General features: G+C 51.5%; 8 protein-coding genes and 1 pseudogene. 7 read left to right on the plus strand and 2 right to left on the minus strand.

All coding sequences use genetic code 11. The features are described from left to right. Positions 1-137: 137 nt before the first annotated feature. Together PKO01S_RS24475 and PKO01S_RS24480 are read right to left on the minus strand one after the other, a co-directional pair. Positions 138-1,205: a YkvI family membrane protein gene (locus PKO01S_RS24475; protein WP_127534069.1), complete on the minus strand. Its 1,068-nt coding sequence runs from the start codon at positions 1,203-1,205 to the stop codon at positions 138-140. Positions 1,206-1,287: 82 nt separating this feature from the next. Further along, positions 1,288-1,992, minus strand: a complete 705-nt coding sequence (locus PKO01S_RS24480; RefSeq protein ID WP_127534070.1) for a hypothetical protein — start codon at positions 1,990-1,992, stop codon at positions 1,288-1,290. 188 nt (positions 1,993-2,180) lie between these two features. Between PKO01S_RS24480 and PKO01S_RS24485 the strand changes: the two genes are divergently transcribed. The 7 genes and pseudogenes from PKO01S_RS24485 (at position 2,181) to PKO01S_RS24515 (ending at position 7,775) form a co-directional block, all read left to right on the plus strand. Next, on the plus strand, positions 2,181-2,750 hold the full coding sequence (locus tag PKO01S_RS24485; RefSeq protein WP_127534071.1) for a xanthine phosphoribosyltransferase: 570 nt from the start codon (positions 2,181-2,183) through the stop codon (positions 2,748-2,750). Positions 2,751-2,841: 91 nt separating this feature from the next. After that, positions 2,842-3,171 carry a hypothetical protein gene (locus PKO01S_RS24490; protein WP_127534072.1) on the plus strand — a complete coding sequence of 110 codons (330 nt, stop codon included), beginning with the start codon at positions 2,842-2,844 and terminating at the stop codon, positions 3,169-3,171. 81 nt (positions 3,172-3,252) lie between these two features. Beyond that, positions 3,253-3,477, plus strand: coding sequence for a hypothetical protein (locus PKO01S_RS24495; protein ID WP_127534073.1), 225 nt, complete (start codon positions 3,253-3,255; stop codon positions 3,475-3,477). Between the two features lie 58 nt (positions 3,478-3,535). Next, a pseudogene (locus PKO01S_RS29485) lies at positions 3,536-3,685 on the plus strand (TFIIB-type zinc ribbon-containing protein); the annotation flags it as partial. A 670-nt stretch (positions 3,686-4,355) separates the two neighbouring features. After that, positions 4,356-5,171, plus strand: coding sequence for a polyphosphate polymerase domain-containing protein (locus PKO01S_RS24505; RefSeq protein ID WP_127534074.1), 816 nt, complete (start codon positions 4,356-4,358; stop codon positions 5,169-5,171). Positions 5,172-5,174: 3 nt separating this feature from the next. Then, entirely contained in the window at positions 5,175-5,894 is a 720-nt protein-coding gene (locus PKO01S_RS24510; protein ID WP_127534075.1) for a DUF4956 domain-containing protein, read from the plus strand. A 12-nt stretch (positions 5,895-5,906) separates the two neighbouring features. Continuing rightward, on the plus strand, positions 5,907-7,775 hold the full coding sequence (locus tag PKO01S_RS24515) for a CotH kinase family protein (protein ID WP_127534076.1): 1,869 nt from the start codon (positions 5,907-5,909) through the stop codon (positions 7,773-7,775). The last annotated feature ends 450 nt before the right edge of the window (positions 7,776-8,225 follow it).

Consider the following 8,225-nt stretch of genomic DNA (forward strand, 5'->3'; position numbering starts at 1 on the left):
GACTTTTGGATCATTATCCAGATCGTTATTTTGAACATTATATGGTGACCTTCTCATGGCTCAATATCGATGCGGATAAGGCGCGATAAATACATAAGGGACTGCATTGCCGCGCGGCGATGCAGTCCCTTATTCTTCTATCTCGGTTTGCGCTTATCCCGCGGCAGGATGGTCGGTTTGCGGTGGCGGATAATAAGAATGAGCCAGCCTAAGCTGATGATGCCGAACAGCGGGTACAGCGTCGAGAGCAGCGGTCCGAACCCGATCTGCCCAGCGAAATAGCAGAAGGCTAGAATGCCGATCGTAATAAGCTGCGGCGACCATTTCACACGCTGGCGCATCTGCAGAGTCAACCCGTAGATGTCGGCAATAAGAGTAGTGAAAATCTCGGCAAAAATGAGGAAGATATAGATCCATTGCGCCGTGTGGCCAAGCTGTCTGGCGATTCCTCCCATTGGTATGGCAAATTGCTGAATGCCCGGCATATGGGTGGAGAGTGCGATGTGGCCGGCCAGCAGCATAAAACCGATGCCGATGCCGCCGATCCAGGCGCCGGTCTTGATGATCTTCTTGTCGCGGATGGAAGAGCCTAGCGGAACAAGAACGGCTTGGGACATCGACAGATTGAAGGCCGCGTACAGGAACGGAGCGCTCCAAGCAGCGAATGGCGATTGGTCGGTCGTCATCGTCAGCCAACGGTCGGATTCAGGTGTCGTAAACGTATCGTACATGACGATGCCGGTGAACAACAGCATCATCGGCACAACAACGCTATTGACGGCCAGAATGGCGCTCATTCCTTTGCGAAGCAGGATGAAGCAGCCGGCAATCGTAATGAGAAGGCCTGTCTGATAGGATATATTCCAATTTTCTTCGAAGATTGATCCGGCCCCTGCGAGCATGACGGCGGTTACGCCAAGTAGAATGATCATCATAAAAATGGAGATCCAGCTGCCGAACCGTTCGCCGAACAGCGTTTTATTCAAATCCTCATAAGAATCGGCTTGAATGTCGGAGCTGATGAGCATCATTTTGGCGCCTAGCCAGATGAATAGGGCGGTCGATAACGCGATAGTCAATGAGCCCCAGTAACCGAATCGGGTAAAAAATTGCAAGATCTCTTGCCCTGTCGCGAAGCCGGCGCCGACGACCGTGCCCATGTAGGTGAAGGCGATCTGAAGCACCGCACTGTAACGTTTCCACATTGTACTTGTCCTCCGTTCACGAAGCCCTTATAAGACAACGTATGTCGGACAGCGGACAGGCATGACAGCTTTCGCAAACGGTTTATGACTGGGTGAACAGCTTGAGCGTTACGATTTCATGGTTGTCCGGATCGAGATCGAGCTTAAGCAAGCCGTTCTTCGTCTCGTAGGAGAGCAGGTAAGGGGTCTGAGAAGCGGGCTTGCCGAGTGCTTTGACAGCTTGGTCTTCTTTGTCTCCGACATGAAGGGCGCTTAGACCGGAATTGACCTTCTTATCATAAATTTCAATGAACAATACACCTTGCGCATTCGGTCCGAAGCCGACCGTATAACCGTCGTATTCGTATATTTCGAGCGCTGTTTCTTCATCCTCTTGGTCGTAAGAGTCCAGCGGGGCGCCGCTTTTCTTCTTAACGTCTGCCTTCTGCTCGCCGAGCGCAATGCCTGCGAGCGTCGGTTTCGTTTTGTCCCATTTCGTCTCTTGTGTCTTTGATTTCGTGCTTGCGGCATTCGATGCGTTCGTCGCTTCTTTCGTATCTGCTGCGTTGGCGTTGTTGACCAGCCAAGACGCGTCTTGCGGATCCCCCTGGTCTAATCCCGGTCCTTGACTGGTCTTCGTGGTCTGGTTGTTCGAAGGAAGCGGATCGTTGCCCGTAATCCGGTCTTCATTGTCCGTGCCGAACGATATCGAGCATCCGGATACGACAGCAGCCAGCGCGACGGCTGCCGCAATGCGGGCAAGCGGCGGTCTTGAGGAGCGGTATGTATGGCTTCGTAATGATTTCATGGCATTCGCCTCCATATATTCACCGTTCAAGAACGGCAACTTCATTGGAAATGGATGTATATTCAATTAGACGCGCGAATAAGCCCAAAGGTTACGCAAGCTGTGAAGAAACGTCGCGAAACGGTTGCATCGGGCATATGTCGTATGGTAAGTTATCGGAAAAGGTTTTTCGGTGGAGGGGTAACACAATGGAAAAATTAAAACAACGCATTCTAGAAGATGCATCCGTCTTGTCGACGGACGTATTGAAGCTGGACACGATACTGAATCATCAGGTCGATCCGGTTCTGACGATGGAGATGGGCAAAGAATTCGCGCGGTTGTACGCCGAATCCAATATAACGAAGGTTATTACGGTTGAATCGTCCGGCATTCCTGTCGCATTCGCGACGGCTCACGAGCTGGGCGTGCCGCTCGTATTCGCGAGAAGGAAGAAGACGCTGATCGCTGATCCGGATGCTTATGTGGAACGGGTGCCGTCGTTTACGAAAGGGATCGTAACCGACTTGCTCGTCTCGCGCCAATTGCTGAGCGAAACCGACCGGCTTCTGTTCATTGACGATATTATTGCGAACGGCGATGCGGCGCGCGGGCTAGTCAAAATTATCGAGCGCTCCGGCGCTGAACTGGCAGGTATCGGCATCGTTGTGGAGAAATCATTCCAAGCAGGAGCGAAGGCGCTGCGGGAGCAAGGGTACCGCGTCGAATCGCTCGTACGTATTTCGTCGCTGGAGAACGGCTCCATTACTTTCGAATAATACACCGAGAAGTTCCATATGCCAGACTCTTTTCTGACAACATTTTATCGCTTATAATGAACGTATAAGGTCTAGGGGGAGGCACTAGAATATGGAGCAAATGTCGAACGATTTTATGATCAAGAAGCTTACGGATGCCAAGACGCATTTTGAACGGGCACTTGACTGCAAGCATACGGAATTCGATGACCTCTATCCATATATGGTTGAGCATCCGCAATTTTTCTGGTACAAGAGATACGTTGCCTGGTCTGAACTGCTTACGATCGTAAAGCTGGCGGAAGAGCTGGGACATGAATGGCGCGACCAATTTCTCGAGCATCAGAAGGATTACATTGCAAAGCGTGTCATGTCTTCCCGCGTGCTGGACGAATGGTATGAAACGAATGACTCCAAGGAGCATGTCGACAAGATTGGCTAACGAATAATCGTATACAACAAGAGACCTCCGCTTTATGCCTCCGGGCATAGGAGGTCTTTCTTATAGGGAGAGGAAGCAGCTATGATTACAGAAGAACAATTGGACGCATTCCGCCAATCCGGGGAGCCGGTAAGAATTGTGCGTGACGCAATGCCGGCTAACGACGTATATGGAATTATCGTCGCATGGGATGATGAGAGCTTGGTGCTCCGCAAAGTGAATAAACGAGTCGTCAAGCTAAGCCGTTCTTATACACTCGAACGTGCCGCAGATGAGCGCGGTGAACTGGACGTCTTTAGAGACTAGCGAGTATATACAAGCTTATACTTATGCGAACGGAAATTGGCTGCAGGAGGCAGATACAATGAAATGTCCGGTATGTGAAAACGTAAGAATGCGCGAGGTGGTGAAGGAAGGCGTAACGATCGACGTGTGCCCGGATTGCAAGGGAGTGTGGCTGGACCGCGGAGAGCTCGACAAGCTGATGCAAGGCGTCAAAGAATTGCGCAGCGAAGCGGGGGGCTCTTATGGAGCGGGCAATCCAGCGCCGGGCAGCTACCTTGACCAACTGCGCAACAACGGCGGCAGCCAGCCGGCACCGGGTGCGGGGCAACCGACGCAAAGCTATGGTTCGCAGCAGCCTGGCGCGCACGGTTCGCAACAGCAAGGTGCTTATGGTTCGCAGCAACCTGGCGCGTACGGTTCGCAACAGCAGGGTGCTTATGGTTCGCAGCAGTCTGGCGCGTACAGTGCTCAGCCATCCGGCGGCTACGGCTCCCAGCAGCCAGGTGCGTATGGCGGCACGCAACAGCCAGGTGCATACGGTTCGCAGAATCATAGCGGCGGTTACGGTTCTCATAGTACGCCTCAGCATCAAGCGAGCCACAGCCCATACGGTGGACATACAAGCTACGGCAGCCACGGTCACAACAAATACGGCCACGGCTATCCGCATAAGAAGAAGAAAACGGTGCTCGATGTGCTTGGCGATTTGTTCGATTAATGCAATAGAGATAGTAACACGCTCTGACGCGCTCAGGGCGTGTTTTTTTTGCGTCTGCAAACGTTTTATTAACAAATTGTAAATCTTTCAGCGTTTATTCAGCTTGCGGTAAGAGTACTTTCAAGATGCCTGCCTATAATGGGTTTCATCAGCCGAACGATTCAAGAAATGAGGTGACAGGATGAAGCCAGTCGAGCATTTGCTATCCGCTAACGGAAAGCTGCCGGATCCGGTCGTGAAGCTTCACGCGATAACAGGGACCAACCGGGAACTTGCCGTCCAGCCGAGTCAGCCGATCAAATTCCGCCGTGAGCTGAAATATTACATGAACTATCATCAGTATTTCATTATTCGTCAGCGGCTCAGCAGCTTTATGGAACGGGACAAGCATGCGGGACCGACCGGCGAATACCATATCCGCAGTCTCTACTTCGATGATATGGAGAACAAGGCACTGGCGGACAAACAGGGCGGTGTACGCAACCGCAGCAAATACCGCATTCGGATTTACAATCTGCAAGATAAGGTGATCCATTTTGAGAAGAAGATCAAACGGGATGAATTTATCGCCAAAAAGAAAGTGTCGCTAACGCGGCAAGAAGCAGATGCGATTATCGCGGGTGATCCGTCGTCGCTGTTCGTACCAGAGGACGAATTGCGAATGGAGTTGTACAACGAAATTGCCGGGCGGCTGTTAAAGCCGAAGGTCATCGTCGACTATGTTCGCGAGCCATATGTCCACGTGAACGGCAATGTGCGAATTACATTTGATAAACAACTGAAGACAGGGCTGTTCTCAACTGATTTATTTAATCCGGAATTAGGTACGGTGAGTACGATCGATGATCATTTCATCATTCTCGAGGTGAAATACGACGAGTATTTGCCGTATCACATTCAAGACGCTCTTCAGTTGGAGGGCTTGCACCGGCAATCTGCGTCGAAGTACGTGATGTGCCGCAAATTTTTGAAAATGAACGCTTGGGAGGATCAGTAATAAATGGCAACCACCACGAATGGAACAACGGCAACAGCAACGGAGACGAATAATTTCTCGGATTTCTTCAAAGACTCGGTCGTCAATAACTTTACAAGCGATATCGACCTGTCCAAAATCATTATTACAATGGCATTTTCTTTTCTGATCGGATTCTTTATTTACTTGCTTTACAAGCGGGTGTTTAGCGGTGTTCTTTATTCCAAAAGCTTCAACGTGGCGCTGATCGGGATGACACTCGTGACGTCGATGGTCATCATCGCGATCAACTCGAACCTTGTCCTCTCGCTCGGCATGGTCGGCGCGCTCAGCATCGTCCGGTTCAGAACGCCGATCAAAGATCCGACCGACTTGATCTTCTTGTTCTGGGCAGCAGCAGCAGGCATCGTTACGGGCGCGGGATTCTATTCGCTCGCTATAGCGGGTTCGGTAATCGTCGGCCTCGTGCTGTTCATCTTTATGAAAAAATCGACGTTCGAAACTCCTTATTTGCTTGTCGTCAATTGTGACGGCAACGACAGCGAGCAGAAGCTCATGCAGCAGGTTCATACGAGCGTAAAACGTTACAACGTGAAGCAGAAGACGGTTACGCCGGGTAATGTCGAACTGACGCTCGAAGTGCGTATCAAGGACAAGGAAAGCGGCTTCGTCAATACGGTTTCGGGTCTCCAAGGCGTGCGCAGTGCGGTGCTGATCAGCTACAACGGCGACTACGTGTCCTAATCGGGTGATTCTATGAAATCGAAATCCGCCGTTCCGATCCTCGTCTTATGCGTCGTGCTAGCGTTAATCGCGGCACTCGCATTCGACGCTAGGAGTAAGAACTCTGAGCTATCCGCGGTTTCGGGCGGAAGCTCGGTTGCGGCCATTACCGAAAAGCTGGAACAGCAAGTATTCGTGAAGGATAAGGTCGTCGATGTGAAAATTACGATCGATCCGAACGATTTTCAGGATATGATGGACAACGCCTCGGCAGAGGAGTTCAAATCGGCAACCGTTGAATACAACGGCATTAAGCTGGACAATGTCGGCATTCGGACGAAAGGCAATCTGTCTCTGCGTTCGGTTGTCAGCATGCCGGATTCCGAGCGCTACAGCTTTAAGCTGTCGTTCGACGAATACATCTCAAGCCAGACTTTAATGGGCATCAGTAAAATCAATTTGAACAACAACTACAGCGATGCTACGTATATGCGTGAGTTTCTTACCTATGAGCTCGCGGCCCAAATGGGGCTGCCGACGCCGGAATTCTCGTACGTTAACGTATATGTGAACGGCGAACTGAAAGGCTTTTATTTAGCTGTTGAGCAGATCGGCGACTCATATCTGGAGCGCAACTTCGACAACTCGTATGGCGCGCTCTATAAAGGCATTATGGGCAACGGCAGCGATCTTTTGTACCGGGGCGAAGAGGAGTCCGATTATCCGGGGCTGTCGCGCAAGTCGAAGAAATCCAATGACGATATTCTGATTGACATGATCAAGGAGCTCAACGAGGGCTCCGATTACGAGAGCGTGCTGAACATTGACGATGCGCTCGGGTATATTGCATTGAATGCCGTTAGCGTCAATACGGACAGTTATATCGGCAGCAATAAGCAGAACTATTATTTGTACGAGGACGACGGTATTTTCTCCATTCTGCCATGGGATTACAATATGGCGTTCGGGGGGCTCGGCAGCAGCACGACGTTCAAAATCGATGAACCGACAGATGGCGCAATGTCTGAAAGGCCGTTGGTTGATAAGCTGCTGAACAACGAGACGTACAAGGCGCGATATCATGAGATGATTCAAAGCATGCTGGATAACTATTTGCAGGATGATCTTTTCAAATCCCGCGTGCAGCAGTTGACGGATATGATCTCGGACTATGTTAAGGCGGATCCTAGCGCGTTCTATACGTACGAGCAGTACGAGCAAGGCGTCCAGACGCTGCTATCCTTTACCTCGCAGCGCGTTGTCAATGTGAAAGGACAGCTGGACGGTACTATCGCATCATCCGGCGACGGTTCCGGCAATGGCGGCGGCATGGGCGGCGGCGGGTTCCGAGGCAGAGGAGGTTTCAACAACAATATGGCGGCAGATGGACAAAATAATGCTGCGCAGAGCAGCGGGCAAGCGGGTCAAGGAACGCCAGGCGGTGCACAGGCTGGTCAAGCCGCACAGGGCGGCGGGCAAGCTGGCCAGGCCGTGCAAGGCGGCGGACAAGCGGGTCAAGCCGGGAAGGGCGGCGGGCAAGAAATGCCAGACGGTGCGCAGGCCGGCCAAGCTGCGCAGGACGGCGGCCAGGCTGGCCAAGCTGCGCAAGGCGGCCAGGCAGGGCAAGCTGTGCAAGACGGGCAATTCGCGCCTGGAGATTTTGGGGGCGGCCCCGGCGGGTTCGGCGGAGGCATGGGCGCCCCGCCTGAAGGATTCGGAGGCATGGGCGGTGATTTCGGCGGCGGCGGAATGGGAGGCGGCCCCGGCGGATTTGGCGGTTTCGGCGGCAACACAGCCGTTGTCCAGCAAGGCAGCACCTCCGAAGCTGCAACAGCAGGCATTTTGCTGATCGTGTTAGTGCTGGCATGCTTTTTCGTTGTGAATTTCCGCAAGAAGCACTAATGGCTATCAAAGACTGTCCCCCGGCTATTGGCTTTGGGACAGTCTTTTTTGTGTGAACAATTCTCGTTGTATTTTATACAATGGGAAACAAACTTCCTGCTTGTGTGGCCTATTCTCGTTGTAGTTCGTACAACTGAATTCTGAATAAAAAGTTGGTTTTGCATTTAACAGGGCAGAATGCCGCATTTCAATTGTATGGAATACAACGAAATTGCTAAGGATTCGAATATCACGGAAATTGATTGTACGTAATACAACGGAGGGTATCCAGAGGTATCCAGAAGTATCCAGAGGTATCCATTGGACTCCATTGGTATCCATACATTCCGATCATCAGACTCATGCAGGCGATCACGGCTGAAAATGGCTAGAAACGAATGGATCAGACATCAAAAAAGCTCATCTGCTGCTGGTTAACAGCAACGGATGAGCTTGTCATTTATAAATGGA

Source organism: Paenibacillus kobensis NBRC 15729 (genome assembly GCF_004000825.1).
Lineage (GTDB): Bacteria > Bacillota > Bacilli > Paenibacillales > Paenibacillaceae > Paenibacillus_T > Paenibacillus_T kobensis.

Excerpts from the sequence above, each read along its gene's own strand:
- PKO01S_RS24495 (WP_127534073.1), top strand. The coding sequence starts at position 3,253 with ATGATTACAGAAGAACAATTGGACGCATTCCGCCAATCCGGGGAGCCG.
- PKO01S_RS24505 (WP_127534074.1), top strand. The coding sequence starts at position 4,356 with ATGAAGCCAGTCGAGCATTTGCTATCCGCTAACGGAAAGCTGCCGGAT.
- PKO01S_RS24490 (WP_127534072.1), top strand. The coding sequence starts at position 2,842 with ATGGAGCAAATGTCGAACGATTTTATGATCAAGAAGCTTACGGATGCC.
- PKO01S_RS24475 (WP_127534069.1), bottom strand. The coding sequence starts at position 1,205 with ATGTGGAAACGTTACAGTGCGGTGCTTCAGATCGCCTTCACCTACATG.
- PKO01S_RS24485 (WP_127534071.1), top strand. The coding sequence starts at position 2,181 with ATGGAAAAATTAAAACAACGCATTCTAGAAGATGCATCCGTCTTGTCG.
- PKO01S_RS24480 (WP_127534070.1), bottom strand. The coding sequence starts at position 1,992 with ATGAAATCATTACGAAGCCATACATACCGCTCCTCAAGACCGCCGCTT.
- PKO01S_RS24510 (WP_127534075.1), top strand. The coding sequence starts at position 5,175 with ATGGCAACCACCACGAATGGAACAACGGCAACAGCAACGGAGACGAAT.
- PKO01S_RS24515 (WP_127534076.1), top strand. The coding sequence starts at position 5,907 with ATGAAATCGAAATCCGCCGTTCCGATCCTCGTCTTATGCGTCGTGCTA.